Origin of the sequence: Aeromicrobium sp. Root344, assembly GCF_001425755.1 — a bacterium.
GTDB lineage: Bacteria > Actinomycetota > Actinomycetes > Propionibacteriales > Nocardioidaceae > Aeromicrobium.
This window is the reverse complement of the sequence record NZ_LMDH01000001.1, coordinates 3,370,819-3,387,946: the sequence shown is the minus strand read 5'-3', so window position 1 is coordinate 3,387,946 and position 17,128 is coordinate 3,370,819. Positions and strand designations below refer to the sequence as shown.

The following is a 17,128-nucleotide window of genomic DNA, read 5'->3' as shown; positions in this document are numbered from 1 at the left end:
ATGCAGTATCGCCGCGTTGGTGCATCGGGGCTGGACGTGTCACGGCTCGCGCTCGGCACCATGACGTGGGGCACCGCAGTCGATGCGTACGACGCCGAGGAGCAGCTGTCGACGTTCCTCGACGCGGGCGGCACGTTGGTCGACACCGCGCCGATCTATGGCGACGGGGTGTGCGAGGAGCTGCTCGGCACGCTGATCAACAAGGCCGATGCGCGCGGTCGCATCGTGCTGGCCGGCAAGGCCGGACTGATCAAGCGCGGCGATCGCATCGACCGTGACAGCTCGCGGCGCACGTTGCTCGACCAGCTCGACCTGTCGCTGCGCCAGCTCGGCACGGATCACCTCGACCTGTGGCAGATCCACGCGTGGGACGCCGAGACCCCGATCGAGGAGACCCTCGGCACGCTCGAGCACGCCGTACGGACCGGGCGCACGCGCTACGTCGGCATCTCCAACTACAGCGGGTGGCAGACGGCGCTGGCGCACACCTGGCTCGCGGAGCGGGCCGACGCTCTCCCGCTGATCAGCACGCAGGTCGAGTACTCTCTCGTACGCCGCGAAGCCGAGGACGAGGTCCTGCCGGCCGCCCAACACCTCGGGATGGGCGTGCTGGCCTGGTCACCTCTTGGCCGCGGTGTGCTGACCGGCAAGTATCGCGGCGGAGTGCCGGCCGACTCACGTGCTGCCGACCCGGCCTGGGAGGCGTTCGTCGGGAAGTACCTCACCCCGCAGAAGTCCGCGGTCGTCGAGGCACTGGCGCGGGCGTCCGAGGGCCTTGACGTCACGATCGCGCACGTCGCGCTCGCCTGGTTGCTGGCTCGGCCCGGTGTCGCCTCGGCCGTGATCGGGGCACGTACGACATCGCAGCTGCAGGAGAACCTGGCGTCCGAGGACCTCGAGCTGCCGCCCGAGATCATTCAGGCCCTCGACGACGTGTCGGACAGCGCAAGATGAGAGGTGAGTCAATGATCGAGTACGAGTTCTGGAACCTCACGATCGACCGCACCAAGTCGCGTACGGCCGTGTGCCGCATGTTGACCGACGCTGCGGAGTACCAGGGGTGGGAGCTCGACCGATTGCGCAAGGACGACACCGGGCACCGCACCGTCGTGCTGCGCCGCAAGATCATCCGCATGCGCAGCACGCTCTGAACCGCTAGACCAGGTTCAGGAACTCGTCGAAGACGCGGGAGCCGAACTCCAGCGCGTCGACCGGCACGCGCTCGTCCACGCCGTGGAACAGCGCCGTGAAGTCGAGGTCGGCGGGCAGCCGCAGCGGCGTGAAGCCGTACGACGTGATGCCCAGCTTGTGCCACGCCTTGGCGTCGGTGCCGCCGGACATCAGGAACGGCGCGATGTGGGCTTCGGGGTCCTGGCTGTGCAGCGCCACGGTCATCGCATCGACCAGATCGCCCTCGAAGGTGTACTCCAGCGCGGCGTCGGTGATGTGCGTCTCGACCGTCACGTTGGCGCCGACGATGTCCTGGACGGCGGGCACGAACGAGTCGGCGTGGCCGGGCAGGTAGCGCCCGTCGACGTAGGCGATGGCCTCGCCGGGCACGACGTTGTGCTTGTAGCCGGCCTGCAGCATCGTCGCGTTCGTGGTGTTGCGCATGCCCGCGCCGATCATGCGGATCGCCGGGCCGAACTGCTCGAGCAGCTCGTCGGCAGTGCCCTCCTTGCCGGTCAGCTCACGCACCTTGGCCAGCAGCAGCTGCATCGACGGACCCGGCTCGTCGGGCCACCGGTGCTCCCCCAGCGTCACGAGCGCCTGCGCGAGGTGCGTGACGGCGTTGTCGTCGTTGCGCATCGAGCCGTGGCCCGCGGTGCCGCGGGCCCGCAGGCGCATCCACGCGATGCCCTTCTCGCCGGACTCGATGAGATAGAGCCGCTTGCCACCGACCTCGGTCGAGAACCCGCCGACCTCGCCGATCGCCTCGGTGCAGCCCTCGAACAGCTCGGGGTGGTGCTCCACCATCCAGTGCGCGCCCAGGACACCGCCGGCCTCCTCGTCGGCGGTGAACACCAGCGTGATCGGCCGGTCGGGGATCGCGCCGGCACGTTGCCTCGCGCGTACGACCGACAGCAGCATCGCGTCGAAGTCCTTCATGTCGACCGCACCACGGCCGATCAGGTAGCCGTCGACGACCTCGGCGGCGAACGGGTCGACCTGCCAGTCACTCCCCTGCGCCGGCACGACATCGAGGTGACCGTGGATCAGCAGGCCGGGGCGCGCCGAGTCCTGGTTGCCCCAACGAGCCACGAGGCTGGCGCGCCCGGACTCGGACTCGAAGATCTGCGACTCGATCCCGACCTCGGCCAGCGACCCGGCGACGTACTCGGCGGCCTTGCGCTCCCCCGGCCCGGAGTCGTCACCGTAGTTGGAGGTGTCGATCCTGATCAGGTCGCGGCAGATGTCGAGTGCTTCGGATTCCGGCGAGTACCCCATACGGTGATCCTACGCACGACGACGTCAACCGGAGGCCCGCGCATGAGCTCGCTCGTCATGTCCATGACCATCTCGCTCGACGGGTACGCCACCGGTCCCGAGGTCAGCATGGAGAACGCGATGGGAGTCGGCGGCGAGGCCCTGCACACGTGGCTGTTCGAGGGTGACGACACCGACAAGTCGGTCGCCGAGAGCCTTTCGCGCGGCATCGGCGCGTGCCTCGTGGGCCGCGTGATGCACGACCTCGGCGTCCCCCACTGGGGCGACGTCCCGTTCCCGCTGCCGACCGTCGTGCTGACGCACGAGGAGCTCCCCGACAGGCCGATGACCTCGGGCAGCTTCACGTACGTCTCGGGCATCAAGCCCGCGCTCGCCCGTGCCCGCGAGCTCGCCGGCGACCAGGACGTGCTGTTGATGGGCGGACCCGGCGTCATCCGCCAGTACCTCTCAACCGGGCTCGTCGACGAGATCCGCCTGAGCATCGCCCACCTGCTGCTTGGCGGCGGGCTCCGACTGTTCGAGGGCATCGGCACCCCGCCACCGCAGTTCGAGACGGTGTCGTCGCGGTCGTCGTCCTTGGCGACTCACCTCGTCCTGCGCGTCACGCGCTAGGCGAGCAGTCGGTCGACGACCCGCGAGAACATCCGCTCGCTCACGGCTCGGGTGAGCCCGTCGAGGATCCGCGGCACTCCGCGTACGTGCAGGTCTTCCCGCCACGTCACTCGACTGCCGGCCGGCAGGGCGTCGACCCGCACTTCTGCCCATCCGGTCACGACGCGGCCACGCTTCTCCAAGCGGCAGAACGACGGCTCCTGCCATGCCACGATCTCCATGCGATCGTCGAACGTGAACCGCCAGACGCCCGTACGAGCGATGAATCCGTCGTCCGTGCGGATGATGCGGGTGAGCGGCACGTGCTGACCGTGCTGCTCCCAGTCGGTGAGCCGCCGCCACGCCTCGTCGGGCGGAAGGCGTACCTCGCGCACGATCTCGAAGAGGGCCACGGCATCATCGTAGGCATGCGCACCATGCCGTTCACCTCGATCGACGACGTCAAGGAGAAGCTCGCCGCCGCGGGCTATCTGGCCTCCGACGCCGTGGCGACCACCGTCTTCCTGGCCAGTGAGCTCGGCAAGCCCCTCCTCGTCGAGGGACCCGCAGGAGTCGGCAAGACCGCGCTGTCGAGTGCGGTGGCACAGGCCTGCGGAGCCGATCTCGTACGCCTGCAGTGCTACGAAGGCGTCGACGAGGCGCGAGCGATCTATGAGTGGAACCACGCCAAGCAGCTGCTCCGCATCACGGCGGGCAAGGACGAGACGTGGGACGAGGCGCGCAACGACATCTTCAGCGAGGAGTTCCTGCTCGCCCGTCCCCTGCTGACCGCGATCCGTAACGAGGGCCCGACGGTGCTGCTGATCGACGAGACCGACAAGGCTGACGTCGAGATCGAGGGATTGCTGCTCGAGGTGCTCGGCGACTTCCAGATCACGGTGCCCGAGCTGGGCACGATCACCGCGACCAACCGGCCCTTCGTCGTGCTGACGTCGAATGCCACCCGCGAGCTCTCCGAGGCGCTCCGTCGTCGCTGCCTGTTCCTGCACATCGACTTCCCCGACGCCGAGCTCGAGCAGGCGATCGTACGTCTGAAGGTGCCGGAGCTGGACGCGACGCTCGGCGACTCCCTGGTGCGGGTCATCAACGCCCTGCGGACCATGCCGCTGCGCAAGGCTCCGTCGGTCTCGGAGACGATCGACTGGGCTCGCACGCTCGTCGCCCTCGGCGCGGACATCCTGGACGACCAGGTCGTCAAGGAGAGCCTCGGCGTGATCCTCAAGCACCAGGACGACCTGGAGAAGGCGACCTCACGCCTCGATCTCGACGAGGTGCTCGGAGCGTCATGAACGCGACACGGGTCGGTGAGCCGGAGACACAGGACGTCGCCGGCCGGCTCGTCGAGTTCGTCGCGGCGCTGCGGACCAAGGGGATACCGGCCGGCACCAGCGAGACGGTCGACGCGGCCGCCGTCGTGGAGGTGCTGGGCATGAGCGATCGGTCCCAGCTGCGCGAGGGTCTCGCGTCGGCGCTGGTACGCCGTGGCGGCCAGCGCGACGTGTTCGACATGACGTTCGACCTGTTCTTCCCGGCCGGTGTCGGCGCGCCGCAGGCTGCCCGGGAGACCGACGAGGACTTCGACCTCGACGACCTACGGGACCTGCTGGCCATGGCGCTGGCCGAGAACGACCTGCGCGCACTGGAGCAGGTGGCCGAGATCGCGGTCGACCTGCTCGGCGCGGTCGGCAGCGAGGGCACGCCGACGGGCGGCTGGTCGGCCTACCAGACACTCGAGCGCCTGCGGCCGCAGACGCTGCTGGTGCAGGCCCTGGGTCAACGCGGCGAGGGCGGCGGCGGTCAGGGGCAGGGTCAAGGCGGTGGTCAGGGGCAGGGCGGCGGGTTCACCGACCGCCTCGAGCGCGATGAGGTGCGCACCAACATCGACCGCTTCCGCGCCATGGTGGCGAGCGAGGCGCGCCGTCGGACCGCCGAGCTGCGCGGGCGTGAGGTCGTGACCCGGCACGCCGTGCGTACGGGCAGCGATCGCATCGACTTCCTCAGCGCCAACCAGCAGCAGCTCGAGGAGCTCAGCCGCATCGTCAGGCCGCTGGCTCGCAAGCTCGCGACTCGGCTCGCCGCGCGACGCCGCAAGGCCAGCCGCGGGCGCATCGACATCCGCCGCACGCTGCGTCGGTCGATGTCGACCGGTGGCGTACCGATCCGCCCGGTCTACGCCAAGCCGCACCCGTCCCGGCCCGAGCTCGTCCTGCTGTGCGACGTGTCGGGCTCGGTGTCCGGGTTCTCCAACTTCACGATGCACCTGGTGCAGGCCCTCAGCGGCCAGTTCAGCAAGGTGCGCGTGTTCGCGTTCGTCAACGCGATGGCCGAGGTGACCGACCTCGTCAAGGACGGCGGCGACGACCTCGCGAGCCGGATCGCCCGCGAGGCCCGCATCACCAAGTGGCACACGAGCAGCGACTACGGCGAGGCGTTCGCCGACTTCCATGCCGACCACATGACGGCGATCGGCCCCCGCACCGCCGTGCTCGTGCTCGGCGACGCGCGCAACAACAACCAGGACCCCAACCTCGGCGCCGTCCACGCGATCAACCAGCGCGCCAGGCGTACGTTCTGGCTCAACCCCGAGCACTCGATGCGGTGGGGCCTCGGCGACTCGATCGCGCCGACGTACGCCGACGTGGTCGAGATGCACGAGTGCTGCAACGTCGATCAACTGACGAAGTTCATCACCCGGCTGCTGCCGGTCTGAGCGTGCCCGGAGAGCGCCGCATCGCCCAGGCGATCGCTCCCCACCCTGCGGCAATCGTCAGCATCGAGAGCCCGCCCCCGGGCCAGTAGACGTGCTCCTGCATGAACCCGAAGTCGCCGGCCAGCACCAGCGCCGTCCCGGGAGCGGCGACCCACCGGGCGGCACGAAGCGCGCAGCCGCAGGCGAGCGCGGACGCCGCGATGAGCGCGATCGAACCGATCTGCCCCAGGTCTGAGGCGAGCCCGAAGACCACGCCGAAGCCGCCGCGGTCGTGCGCCAGCTTGAGCCCGCCCGCGCCAACGCCTGCGAGCACGTCGAGCGCCGTGTAGAAGCACGCATAGACATACCCCAGCGCCGCGGCCACCACGCCGTACGTCCGGTCCACGCTGCGCGCCACGAACCACGGCGCGAGTCCGAGCAGCGGAAACAACGGGAGCAGCACGACATGGAGGTCGCGCCAGCGCCGCGCGTCGTCGAACGTCAGGTGTGCCGGATGCGTCAGACCGAGAAGCGCGATGCCCAGCGGCACGCCGACTGCGACGCCGACGGTCCACCGGGTGAGGTGTGGCATGCCCTGACCGTACGCTCGACGGCCGGGAGACGCCGGGTGAAACGGCGCCCGCCCGAGGCCAGCGTCAGCGCGGCGCCATGCGGATCGCGCCGTCGAGCCGGATGGTCTCGCCGTTGAGCATGGGGTTGGCCACGATGTGTGCAGCGAGGGCGCCGTACTCGGCCGGGTCGCCCAGTCGGCTCGGGTGCGGGACCTGCTTGCCCAGAGACGCCCGGGCGTCCTCAGGCAACGACGCGAGCAGCGGGGTGTCGAACAGGCCGGGCGCGATCGTCATGACCCGGATGCCGATCGATGCGAGGTCGCGAGCGATCGGCAGCGTCATGCCCACGACGCCGCCCTTGGATGCCGAGTAGGCGGCCTGGCCCATCTGCCCGTCGAACGCGGCGACCGACGCGGTGTTGATGATGACGCCGCGCTCCTCACCGAGTGGCTCGAGCGTGGCCATGCGGGCGGCAGCCAGGCGCAGGACGTTGAACGTGCCGATCAGGTTGATCTCGATGATGCGCTGGAACTTGTCGAGAGGATAGGGCCCCTGCTTGCCGACGGTCTTGATGGCGTCGCCTGTGCCGGCGCAGTTGACCGCGACCCGGAGATCGCCGAGCTCGGCAGCCACGTCGAGCGCCTCGTTGACGGCTGCCTCGTCGCGGACGTCCGCGGCGGCGAAGCGTACGGAGTCGCCGAGACGCTCGGCGACGTCGGCGCCGGGTGAGCCCGGGAGGTCGAGGATGACGGCCCTGGCGCCGGCATCGACGAGCGCCTCGACGGTCGCGAGGCCCAGCCCTGAGGCGCCGCCGGTGACGAGGGCGACGGAGTTCTTCACATCCATGAACGGTCCTTTTCCTGATTGCTGGCGCGGATTGATCCAGAGTCGGCACCTACGATCGCACAGGCGTCCGTAAGATCATCTCGTGATCCGTGCGACAACCCGTCAGCTCCCATGAGCTGGGCGACCTGGGACCAGGCCGCCATCGCCTCGGCGGCGAGCCTCATCGTCTGGCTGCTCCTCCGGATGCTGCCCGCCACCCGGGTGCGCAATGCGTTGCTGCCGGCGTTCAGCGAGTTCGCCCTGATCTCAGCGCTCTACTCGGTGTGGCGGCTGGCCCGTGAGCTGCCGTTCACGCACCCGGAGGGCGCCATGGAGCGCGCCGAGGCGATCGACGACCTGCAGAACTTCCTGCACCTGCCGACCGAGATCTCGATGCAGCACTTCGTGGTGCACTACGACTGGCTCGCTGCGGCGACCAACGACTACTACGCGACGGTCCACGTGCCGGCGCTGCTCGTCTTCCTCGTGTGGTTGTTCATCCGGCACCGCGACCAGTACCCGCACTGGCGCAACGGGCTCGCCGGGCTCACGGCGTTCTGCCTGGTCATCCGGTTCATCCGCGTGGCGCCGCCCCGATTCGTGCAGGAACTCGGCTTCGTCGACCTGTCGGACAAGCACGGGTTCGACGTCTACGGCGATGTCGGGACCGGCATCTCGGACCAGTTCGCCGCGATGCCGTCTATCCACGTCGGCTGGGCGGCAGTCGTCGCGCTGGGCGTGTTCTCGGTGACGAAGAGCCGGTGGCGCTGGCTGGTCCTGCTGCACCTGCCGGTGACGATCTTCGTCGTGGCGGCCACGGGGCACCACTGGTGGCTCGACGGCATCGTCGCCATCGCGCTGCTCTGGGTGTCGCTCAAGACCGACACGTACGTGCGAGAGCGGCTGGCCCGCCGCAAGGAGCTCGTCCCCGCTGTCGCGCCAGCCGCCTAGCGATCAGGCCGGCGCGACGACGTCGGCCGGCACGTCCTCCTTCTTGGCGTTCATCACGAACACCGCGACCAGCAACGACACCGTCAGCAGCATGGCGCCCCAGAAGAACGCGATGTGATAGCCGTGGACGAGCGCGCTGCCCGCCGCGGCCTTGGGCGCCGCGCTGAGGTGATCCGCGAGGTAGGCGGTGACGGCGCCGGCATACAGCGTGTTGAGCAGCGCCGTGCCGAGCGAGCCGCCGACCTGCTGCGACGTGTTGAGCAGCGCGCTGGCGACGCCGGCGTCGTGCGTGCCGATGCCGACCAGTGAGGTGCTGGATGCCGTGATGAAGACGCCCGCCATGCCGATGCTCATCAGCAGCAACGACGGCAAGACGTATCCCCAGTAGGAGGTGTCGGCGGTGATCTGCGTCAGCATCAGCATGCCGGCGATCGCGAGCGCCAGTCCCGGGATCATGATCGGCATCGGGCCGATGCGTGGCAACAGGTTGGACACGAAGCCGGCCGCACCGATGACGCCGAGGCTGAACGGCAGGAACGCGAACCCGGACTCCAACGGCGTGTAGCCCATCGTGATCTGGAAGTAGAACGTCATGAACAGGAACATCGCGAACAGCCCTGCTCCGACGAAGAAGAACACGAGATAGGAACCGCCGCGGTTGCGGTCGAGCGCGACCCACAACGGCAGCAGCGGCGTGCTGGTGCGTCGCTCCCAGACGACGAACGCGACGAGCAGCGCGACGGCGATCGCGAGGAACGTGATCGTCGACGGGTCGGTCCAGCCCTGGACCTCGGTGCTCTTGCCGGGGTCCTTGAGCTTGGCGGCCTGCGTGAAGCCGTAGACCAGCGACACCAGGCCCAGGGACACCAGGACGGCCCCGGGGATGTCGTACTTGGTGTTGCCGTGGGCCTTGCTCTCCTTGACGACGCGCGTCGCCGCGAAGGCCGTGACGAGCGCGATCGGGACGTTGACGCCCAGGCACCAGCGCCAGGAGGCGTACTCGGTCAGCACCCCGCCGACGATCAGACCGATCGCTGCGCCGCCGCCGGAGATCGCGCCGAACACGCCGAACGCCGTGGCACGCTCCTTGGGCAACGAGAACGTCACCGAGATCAGCGAGAGGGCGGCCGGTGCCAGCAGCGCGGCGAAGGCGCCCTGAAGTCCTCGGGCGGCGTAGAGCAGGCCGGCACTCGAGGCGACGCCGCCGAGCGCCGAGGCGCCGGCGAACCCGATCAGGCCGATGATGAACGTGCGCTTGCGCCCGGTGTAGTCGGCGATGCGACCGCCCAGCAGCAGGAGCCCGCCGAAGGCGAGGGTGTAGGCCGTGACGACCCACTGCCGGTCGGCGTCGCTGATGCTGAGGTCCTTCTGGGCCGAGGGCAGCGCGATGTTGACGATCGAGGCGTCGAGGATGATCATCAGCTGCGCCACGGCGATCACGCCGAGCGCGAGCCAACGCTTGGGGTCAAGCGGCTCGGACGGTGCTCCCGAACCGGTGGTGGGGATGCTGTCAGACATGGCGGTCTCCCTGCGGATGGACGGGAATTCCAAGGAAAAGCGGGACATTCACGAGCGTAGTGCCGGGCAAGGACAGAATTCGATGGTTCGTGCGGGCCAATTGCACGCCCGGTTCGGTGTCCCCGAGGTGTCCTACGGTGGATCCATGAGCGACTTCGTGATCTGTCAGACCTGCGCCGTCGAGCATGCCGCGAGGATCGAGGTGTGTGCGATCTGCGCTGACGAGCGGCAATGGGTGCCCGCCGAGGGTCAGCTCTGGACGACGTTGGACGAGCTCACCGCCGACGGCCATCGTGCCGAGATCGCCGACCTCGAGCCCGACCTGCACGCGATCACCACGACGCCGTCGACCGGCATCGGCCAGCAGTCCAAGCTCCTGCGTACGCCGGCGGGCAACCTGCTGTGGGACCCGGTCGGCTATGTCGACGCCGACATCGCCGATCGCGTCCGCGCACTCGGTGACGTACGTGCGATCGTGGCGAGCCACCCGCACATGTACGGCGTGCAGGTCGAGTGGAGCCGGATGCTCGGCGGCGTGCCGGTCCTGGTCGCCGAGGCCGACCGCGAGTGGGTCGCGCGGCCCGATCCGGTCATCGAGACGTGGTCCGGCGATCTCGAGATCCTGCCGGGCGTCACGCTGAGCCAGCCCGGCGGCCACTTCCCCGGCAGCGCCGTCGCCCACTGGCAGGCCGGCGCGCAGGGACGCGGAGTCCTGCTCACGGGCGACACGATCTTCGCCAACCCTGACCGTACGTCGGTCAGCTTCATGCGCAGCTATCCCAACCGGCTGCCGTTGTCAGGCGCTGTCGTGAAGCGCGTCGCCGACCACGTCGACCGGTTCGACTACGACCGGCTCTACGGCAACTTCGACAACTCGATCGAGGCTGACGCCAAGGCGATCGTGCACCGCTCAGCCGAGCGACATGCCGCGTGGGTCAGCGGCGACTACGACCATCTCACCTGAGACAGGACCTAGACCATCGCAATGGTCGCCGCGACCTCGTCGACGAGCTCGCGAGCGAGGTAGCCCGTGCGCCCCATCCGGGTGACCAGCCGCTGTCCCGCCATCGCATGCACGTACGTGCCCCAGCAGGCTGCCTGGGCGGGCTCTGCGCCGCGCGCCAGCAGGCCGGCCATGATGCCGGCAAGGACATCTCCGCTGCCGGACGTGCCGAGACCGACGTCGGCGTTCTCGTCCCGCCACGCTCCCCCGCCCGGCTCGGCCACGTGACCGTAGAGCGACACCACGGCCCCGAACCGCTCGGTGACGGCCGCCGCCTCGGCATCGAGGTCGTCGCCGGGATCCCGCCCGAGCAGGCGCCCGGCCTCTCCCACGTTGGGCGTCAGCACGGTGTGCTCGGCGAGCTTGCCGAGCAGCTGCGGCTCCTCGCCGAGTGCGCCGAGGGCGTACGCGTCGATCACGAGCCTCGCGTCGCCGGCGACGGCTCCGACGACCCGCCGCAGGAGCACCGCGGTCTGCTCCGGGTCATCGAGGCCCGGCCCGATGGCAACGACGTCGGCCTGCTCGACGAGCTCGAGCAGGTGGTTCGGCACGTCGCCGTCGACCGAGCCGCCGTCCGTGGTCGGCAGTCCGACGACCTTGGCCTCCGGGACGGCGATGCTCAGGGCCTGGGCGTTGTCATCCGTGGTCGCGAGCTGCAGGCGCCCGGCACCAGCGCGCAGGGCTGCCGTACCGGCCAGCAGCACGGCGCCGGGCGTGAAGCGCGATCCGCCGACGACGAGCACGGTCCCCCGCGCCTCCTTGTCACCGTCCGGCTCAGGGAGCGGCCAGCTTCGCAGCAGCTGAGGCGTGACGACCTGCGCGTCAGACTGCGGGGGCATCGACGCCCTCCTCGGCCGTCGGGCGCGCCGCGTCGTCCTGCTGGAGGTGCTCGACGTCGTTGAAGCGCTCGTTGACCCACTCGCCATCCCATCGCCAGCTGCTGATCGAGCAGTTGGCGATGGGCGACTCCTTGGCAGCTGACATGAGCTCCTCCTCGTCGAGACCCTCCAGGACGTATCGGAACAGCGAGACGACGGCGTCGTGGCCGAAGAAGAGCACGCGTTGCTCGGGATGGTCCTCGGCAACGTCGCGCAACAGGCTGCGGATGCGCAGCAGGACATCGGCCCACGACTCGCCGCCGGGCGGGCGGTAGTAGAACTTGCCGAGCCGTTGGCGCCGCTCAGACTCCTCGGGGAACCTCGACTGGATGCCGTGGACCGTGTGGAGGTCCAGCACGCCCAGCTCGCGATCGCGCAGGCGCTCGTCCCGGACGGTTGGGATGTCGAGGCCTTCGAGCGCGATCTCCGCCGTCTGCTTGGTGCGTACGTATGGCGACACCACCACGACGTCAGGGCGTTCCTCTTCCGGCAGGTCGTCGAGCCAGCCGGCCACGGCACGAGCCTGTTTCTCGCCGGTGTCGGACAACGGCACGTCGGCGTCCCGTTCGGTGATGTCGATCAGGTCCAGGCCCTTCTTCTCCGCGGTCGCCGCCGCGACGTTCCCGACGCTCTCGCCGTGTCGGATGATGCCGATCCACTCGAGCTGGTGCATGCCCTACCTTCCGGCCCGGCCGGCGGTCCGGCTCATGCGCGCAGGTCGTCCCCGGGGACGTTCGTCGTCACCTCGGGACCCGTGCTGTAGACGACGGGGTCGGCGTCCGCGGGAGCGGGATCCTCGTTGAGCACGGCGGCCGGCTTCATCGGCGCGCTCTTCTTGGGAGTGGTCTTCTTCGCCGCGGTCTTCTTGGTGGCCGCCCGTTTCGCCTGCGCCTTCTTGGCCGGCATCGTGTTGGTGGTGGCCTTCTTGGTCGTCGTGGTGGGCGACGGCGGCTGGCGGACCGGCTCGGTCGTGACGCTCGGCGACGGGTCCTGCTGCGGGCTGTCCTGGTCGTCCGGCAGGACCTTCTTCACGACGGCAACAGCTCCGCGCAGGCCGCCTCGGGCGACTCCGCCGGCCACGTGCTGGGCGATCGAGACGGGTGTGTGCAGGATCTTCGGGATCACAGGTGGTGCTCCGTTCGGTCGGTGGGAGTGACGCCCCGTGCGTACCCTTCCGACGCGCGGTCACACGTACGCGGTGCCGTTCGCCGCCCTCCTGGCCAGTCGCCCGACGGCGCACCCATAGGATCGCGGGATGATCCGCCAGCGACTCGCCCGCTTCATCGTCCGCCGTGCGGGCTACGAGATGGTCGGCGAGGTGCCAGAGACCGGCATCCTCGTAGGCGCTCCGCACACGTCCAACTGGGACTTCGTGACGATGCTGCTCGTGATGTGGCACGACGGCGCGCATCCGCGGGTGCTGGTCAAGAAGCAGCTGTTCCGCGGTCCGCTCGGCTGGCTGCTGCGCCGCTTCGGCGGCGTACCCCTCGACCGCGACAACGCCGCTGGCGTCGTCGGCGAGCTCGTGGAGGAGTCACGAAACGGTGAGCCGTTCCGCCTGATCATCGCCGCCGAGGGCACCCGCACCAAGGGCGACTACTGGAAGTCGGGGTTCCTGCGGATCTCCCGCGACACCGGGCTGCCAATCACGCTCGCGTTCTTCGACCCTCCGACCAAGACCATGGGCTTCGGGCCGACGTTCCACCCGTCCGACGACGTCAAGGCCGACATGGACCTGGTGCGCGCATTCTTCGCTGACAAGCACGGGATCAAGCCGGCGAACGCGACGGAGCCACGCCTCCGTGACGAGACCAGCGCGCCCTAGGAAGCCAGGTCCGCGGCCAAGGCCTCCGGGACGTAGCCGTGGCGTATGCGCTGCGGGTGGTCGCCGACTGGCAGGTAGGCGATCTCCTTCTTGGTGGTCGTGTCGATCACCGCGACCGAGTCCGCCTCGCTCAGCGAGATCCAGCACGTGTCGTTCAGTCCCTCGGTCGTCCAGTACGGCTTGCCGTACGAGTGACCGGTCGTCTCGGTGTCGAAGATCGTGAAGGCGCCCGAGGCGCGGTCGACGAGCGCGGCGTAGTCGTCCATCGTCCCGGCCGCGCACAACGTCGTGCCCGCCGCGTTGATCGAGAGCCCGTGGTGGGCCGAGTCGTTGACGTACTGCTCCCGCGGCATCTTGGGGACCCGGTTGGGCAGTGAGATGACGCGCTTGACCGCCCCGACGCGCGGCTCGGCGATGCCGCCGGCGGTGTAGCCGACCTTGCCGTCGATGTCGGGCGCCTGGGTGTCGAACTCCACCAGGCCGTGGAAGAAGGACACCTGGAAGTAGATGAACCGCTCGCCGGGCGCGACCGCCATCGGGCGTACGGCCGAGCTCATCCCGGGGTGACCGGCCTCGGCGAGCTCCTTGCCGATGTCCCACCGCTGCTTCACGGCGAAGCTGGCGTTGTCGACGACCTGGAACCAACGGTCGCCCTTGACGGTGTTGTGCACCAGGCTCAGGTCGAGCGATCCCAGGTTCGTCGCGTCGCCCGGGAGGTAGACCCGGCCGATCGAGGCGTGGAAGATCCGCGACCCGTCCTTGCTGTAGTTGTTCTCGTGCGGCGTCTCGCCCGAGGCGAACGTCCGCAAGCGCTGCCCCATCGTGACGGTCTTGCCGCCGACGACCTCGTCGACCATGGAGTACTCGATGACCTGGCGTTTCATGGAGTCCGAGACCACCAACCGGCGGCCGTCGGGCGACAGCCCCATGTGATCGGTGCGATAGCCGTCCATCTGCTCCTCGTGGACGATGCTGTCGGGGTCGCCCGCGACAGCCTTGGCGATGTCGATCCACACGACGTCGGCGAAGCTCGGGCGCGACACCGCGAGATATCTGCCGTTGTTCGTCGTGAACATGTCGTCGACGTACTGGTCGTGGCCCTCCCCCGGCCCGGCCTGCACGACGAGGTAGAACACGAGCTTGACCGGGTTGAGGGTGATGTCCTTGAGCTCCTGCGTCTTGTCGGGGATCAGATTGATGCCGGACTTCAGCATCACGCGGGTGTTGGCGTCGACGATGGAGGCGGTGCCCTGCCAGTTGTTGCCGACGAACATCACGTCACGCAGGCCCGGAGCGGCCGTCGCGACCTGAGGGGTGGCGGCCGCCGTGGCCGGGGGCATGCTCAGCAGGCTGGCGGCGACGGCCAGGACGGCCGAGCCGATGGACAGGGCGCGCTTCATGGCTGCTCCTTGCACGTGAGGCCCCGCGAACGTACGGGGTATCGCGTCGTCGCCCGAGCTCCGACATGGGACTGCTGCAGGTTCAACGACGGTGCGGGGCAGGCGTCACGTGTCCTGTTGCTGCTCCAAGGCGTCGGTGAGGAGTCCGACGAGCGCTTCGAGCTGCATGTCCGCCGACGCCGAGACCTCGTCGTCCGAGCCGTCCAGCGCCCTGGCGGCGAGCCCGGCCTTGCTGTCGAGGAGCTCCACGATCCGGGTGTCGATCGTCTGTGAGGCGATGATGCGCCACGCGGTGACGGGCTCGTCCTGACCGATGCGGTGGACCCGGTCGATCGCCTGGGTCTGCTCGGCGTCGGTCCACGACAGCTCGGCCAGCACCATGTTGGAGGCGACCTGGAGGTTGATGCCGACGCCCGCAGCCGACAGCGAGCAGACCACGACGGCGACCTCGGGATCGTCGACGAACGCGTCGATGTTGCGCTGGCGCACCTTGGGCGTCTGGTTGCCGCGGATCGAGGAGTAGCGGATGCCCCGCCGCTCGAACGTCTCCTCGGCGAGGTCCATGACGTCGACGTGCTTGGCGAAGAAGACGACCTTGCCGACGTTGCGCGCAAGCTGCGCGGTGTAGTCGGCGGCAAGACCAGCCTTGGCCTGGCCGATGCGGCGCATCATCGTGAACACGTTCTCGTCGGTCTTGCCCGAGCTCTCGTCACGCTCCCAGCCGGCCACCCGGCGTACGAGCTCATGGTCGATGCCCTCGACCGTGATGCCGGACGTGCGGTTGGCGAGCGCGCTCTCGTAGCGCTTGACGAGCCGTTGGGCGAGCACGCGCTCGGCCTCGCGGATCGACCGGCCCGCCTCGTCGTCGAGCTCGACCGGGAGGTCGGCGATGCGACGCGCCGGGATGTCGGAGGCCACGTCGACCTTGCGCCGACGCACGATGCCCATGTCGATGACGCGCGATCGTGCCGCGGCGTAGAAGCCGGGATCGATCGGCGTGAGGCCGGTCTCCTCGAGCGCGCGCATGAGCTCGGGGCGCGGCTTCTTGTCGTCGATCCAGCCCAGGAACTGCCAGATCGCGCGGAAGTCGTCGATGTCGTTGATCAGCGGCGTGCCCGTCAGGGCCATCATCAGCGGTCGCACCGTGCGAGCCCGGATGCGCTCCGACAGCTGCAGCACGTGCTGGGAGCGCTGTGAGGACTTGTTCTTGATGAAGTGCGCCTCGTCGAGCACCATGCCGCGGAAGCCGAGGTCGCCCAGCCAGCCGACGTGGCGGTCGAGGACCTCGTAGTTGACGATCACGATGTCGGCAAATCCGTCGATCGTGTGGCCGTCGCCGTGGATCACGGTGGAGGGCCGGTTGGGCGTCCACAGCTCCGCCTCGCGCGCCCAGTTGGTCTTGACGACGTTGGGCACCACGACGAGCAGTGGATAGGCGTTGGCCGCCTGTGCCGCGAGCAACGCCTGGGCGGTCTTGCCCAGCCCGGGCTCGTCGGCGAGCAGGAACGTGCGGTGCCCGTCCTCGGCGGCCGCGATGACCTCGGCCTGGTGGCGCATCAGCTCGAGCCCGACCGGCACCTTGGTGTCCGACGGTTCCGGGAGCGTCATGCAGGCCTTGGATCCGCCGGCAGCGCGTTCGAAGGCCGAGAACAACGGTCCGAGGAGCTCCCAGGTGGCGAGGCGCTGCGTCTGCGGCTTGGCAGCCTGGGCCGCCTCGAAGTCGGGCGGCAGGAACGGGTTGGCCAGCTGGCGCGCGACGACGGACTGCGGCACGATGCGCCGCTCGACCGGCGCAGCGACAGGGGCTTCCTCGGCTTCCGCGGCAGCGTCTGGTGTCTCCTCGACGCCGGCGGCCTGCAGCATGTCGTGCTTGAGCACGATGGCGGCGTCGGACACCTCGGCGTCCTCGGCCAGGAGCGAGAGGAGCGACGTGTCGCGGGCGGCGGTCTGCGCCAGGATCGTGCCGATGCCGTCGAGTCGCTTGAGCTTCTCGGCGCGCTGGGGCTCGGAGAGGGCCGGGTCAGCCTTGGCCCGGGTGCGCTCCTCGCGTGCCAGGAGCGCCACGACCTGGAACTTGGTGCGCGTCGACGGCGACACGCGGCCGCGCTGGGCACCCGCCTCGACCTCGCGCACCGCGCGAGCGAGCACCGACATGATGCCGTCGTTGCCGGCGCGAGCACGGCGCTGTGGTGCGGAACGGGTCGTCCCCGTCTGCCGCTGGCCTCTTCTGGCCAAGGTTCCTCCTCCGAAGGCCCGGCACGATGGCCGTGGCGATGCTGCAACGCCGTGTCCGGGCGTCAATCCGGGACAGCGCCGACGAGCCCTGCCGGATCGGGGCCAATGGCCCGGTCACGTCGGGACCCGCTACAACCGATCGACAGGAGCGATCGGGATGGTGCAACGCCCG

At 69.4% G+C, this 17,128-nt stretch carries 18 protein-coding genes; 8 read left to right on the top strand and 10 right to left on the bottom strand.

Annotated elements, in window-relative coordinates:
- Both ASC61_RS16660 and ASC61_RS16655 read left to right on the top strand, forming a co-directional pair.
- Positions 1-954, top strand: coding sequence for an aldo/keto reductase (locus ASC61_RS16660; RefSeq protein ID WP_056213753.1), 954 nt, complete (start codon positions 1-3; stop codon positions 952-954).
- 11 nt (positions 955-965) lie between these two features.
- Entirely contained in the window at positions 966-1,151 is a 186-nt protein-coding gene (locus tag ASC61_RS16655) for a DUF5703 family protein (RefSeq protein WP_056213752.1), read from the top strand.
- A 4-nt stretch (positions 1,152-1,155) separates the two neighbouring features.
- On the opposite strand, the gene ASC61_RS16650 is transcribed toward ASC61_RS16655, so the two are convergent.
- Positions 1,156-2,448 carry a M20/M25/M40 family metallo-hydrolase gene (locus ASC61_RS16650; RefSeq protein WP_056213749.1) on the bottom strand — a complete coding sequence of 431 codons (1,293 nt, stop codon included), beginning with the start codon at positions 2,446-2,448 and terminating at the stop codon, positions 1,156-1,158.
- 42 nt (positions 2,449-2,490) lie between these two features.
- Here ASC61_RS16650 and ASC61_RS16645 point away from each other — a divergent pair, with 42 nt between their 5' ends.
- On the top strand, positions 2,491-3,060 hold the full coding sequence (locus ASC61_RS16645) for a dihydrofolate reductase family protein (RefSeq protein ID WP_056213747.1): 570 nt from the start codon (positions 2,491-2,493) through the stop codon (positions 3,058-3,060).
- On the opposite strand, the gene ASC61_RS16640 is transcribed toward ASC61_RS16645, so the two are convergent.
- Positions 3,057-3,452 (bottom strand): SRPBCC family protein, encoded by a 396-nt coding sequence (locus ASC61_RS16640; RefSeq protein WP_056213745.1) that lies wholly within the window; start codon positions 3,450-3,452, stop codon positions 3,057-3,059. The two genes, ASC61_RS16645 and ASC61_RS16640, sit on opposite strands and share 4 nt — an antisense overlap.
- 15 nt (positions 3,453-3,467) lie before the next feature.
- Here ASC61_RS16640 and ASC61_RS16635 point away from each other — a divergent pair, with 15 nt between their 5' ends.
- Together ASC61_RS16635 and ASC61_RS16630 are read left to right on the top strand one after the other, a co-directional pair.
- Positions 3,468-4,349 carry an AAA family ATPase gene (locus ASC61_RS16635; protein WP_056213743.1) on the top strand — a complete coding sequence of 294 codons (882 nt, stop codon included), beginning with the start codon at positions 3,468-3,470 and terminating at the stop codon, positions 4,347-4,349.
- Positions 4,346-5,770: a vWA domain-containing protein gene (locus ASC61_RS16630; RefSeq protein WP_056213742.1), complete on the top strand. Its 1,425-nt coding sequence runs from the start codon at positions 4,346-4,348 to the stop codon at positions 5,768-5,770. Before ASC61_RS16635 ends, ASC61_RS16630 begins: the two co-directional genes overlap by 4 nt.
- Here the strand turns inward: ASC61_RS16630 and ASC61_RS16625 are convergent.
- Together ASC61_RS16625 and ASC61_RS16620 are read right to left on the bottom strand one after the other, a co-directional pair.
- Complete coding sequence (locus ASC61_RS16625) at positions 5,748-6,341, bottom strand: hypothetical protein (RefSeq protein ID WP_056213740.1); 594 nt, start codon at positions 6,339-6,341, stop codon at positions 5,748-5,750. The genes ASC61_RS16630 and ASC61_RS16625 overlap by 23 nt on opposite strands.
- Positions 6,342-6,405: 64 nt before the next feature.
- On the bottom strand, positions 6,406-7,167 hold the full coding sequence (locus ASC61_RS16620) for a 3-hydroxyacyl-CoA dehydrogenase (RefSeq protein WP_056213739.1): 762 nt from the start codon (positions 7,165-7,167) through the stop codon (positions 6,406-6,408).
- A gap of 111 nt (positions 7,168-7,278) precedes the next feature.
- Between ASC61_RS16620 and ASC61_RS16615 the strand changes: the two genes are divergently transcribed.
- Positions 7,279-8,097 carry a phosphatase PAP2 family protein gene (locus tag ASC61_RS16615; RefSeq protein ID WP_056213737.1) on the top strand — a complete coding sequence of 273 codons (819 nt, stop codon included), beginning with the start codon at positions 7,279-7,281 and terminating at the stop codon, positions 8,095-8,097.
- 3 nt (positions 8,098-8,100) lie between these two features.
- On the opposite strand, the gene ASC61_RS16610 is transcribed toward ASC61_RS16615, so the two are convergent.
- Complete coding sequence (locus ASC61_RS16610; RefSeq protein WP_056213736.1) at positions 8,101-9,615, bottom strand: MFS transporter; 1,515 nt, start codon at positions 9,613-9,615, stop codon at positions 8,101-8,103.
- Positions 9,616-9,760: 145 nt separating this feature from the next.
- Between ASC61_RS16610 and ASC61_RS16605 the strand changes: the two genes are divergently transcribed.
- Complete coding sequence (locus ASC61_RS16605) at positions 9,761-10,579, top strand: MBL fold metallo-hydrolase (protein WP_056215842.1); 819 nt, start codon at positions 9,761-9,763, stop codon at positions 10,577-10,579.
- A gap of 8 nt (positions 10,580-10,587) precedes the next feature.
- Here the strand turns inward: ASC61_RS16605 and ASC61_RS16600 are convergent, their stop codons facing one another.
- The 3 genes from ASC61_RS16600 to ASC61_RS20145 are packed head-to-tail and all read right to left on the bottom strand — an operon-like array spanning position 10,588 to position 12,621.
- Positions 10,588-11,457, bottom strand: a complete 870-nt coding sequence (locus tag ASC61_RS16600) for an NAD(P)H-hydrate dehydratase (protein ID WP_056213734.1) — start codon at positions 11,455-11,457, stop codon at positions 10,588-10,590.
- Positions 11,441-12,169 carry a histidine phosphatase family protein gene (locus ASC61_RS16595; protein ID WP_056213732.1) on the bottom strand — a complete coding sequence of 243 codons (729 nt, stop codon included), beginning with the start codon at positions 12,167-12,169 and terminating at the stop codon, positions 11,441-11,443. Before ASC61_RS16595 ends, ASC61_RS16600 begins: the two co-directional genes overlap by 17 nt.
- A 32-nt stretch (positions 12,170-12,201) precedes the next feature.
- Positions 12,202-12,621, bottom strand: coding sequence for a hypothetical protein (locus tag ASC61_RS20145; RefSeq protein ID WP_056213730.1), 420 nt, complete (start codon positions 12,619-12,621; stop codon positions 12,202-12,204).
- A 130-nt stretch (positions 12,622-12,751) separates the two neighbouring features.
- Between ASC61_RS20145 and ASC61_RS16585 the strand changes: the two genes are divergently transcribed.
- Positions 12,752-13,321, top strand: a complete 570-nt coding sequence (locus ASC61_RS16585; RefSeq protein ID WP_056213728.1) for a 1-acyl-sn-glycerol-3-phosphate acyltransferase — start codon at positions 12,752-12,754, stop codon at positions 13,319-13,321.
- On the opposite strand, the gene ASC61_RS16580 is transcribed toward ASC61_RS16585, so the two are convergent.
- Together ASC61_RS16580 and ASC61_RS16575 are read right to left on the bottom strand one after the other, a co-directional pair.
- Positions 13,318-14,721, bottom strand: a complete 1,404-nt coding sequence (locus ASC61_RS16580; protein ID WP_056213727.1) for a hypothetical protein — start codon at positions 14,719-14,721, stop codon at positions 13,318-13,320. The two genes, ASC61_RS16585 and ASC61_RS16580, sit on opposite strands and share 4 nt — an antisense overlap.
- Before the next feature lie 105 nt (positions 14,722-14,826).
- The gene (locus tag ASC61_RS16575; RefSeq protein WP_056213725.1) at positions 14,827-16,956 is read right to left on the bottom strand and encodes a DEAD/DEAH box helicase; all 2,130 of its coding nucleotides are present in this window, start codon (positions 16,954-16,956) and stop codon (positions 14,827-14,829) included.
- Positions 16,957-17,128 lie beyond the last annotated feature (172 nt).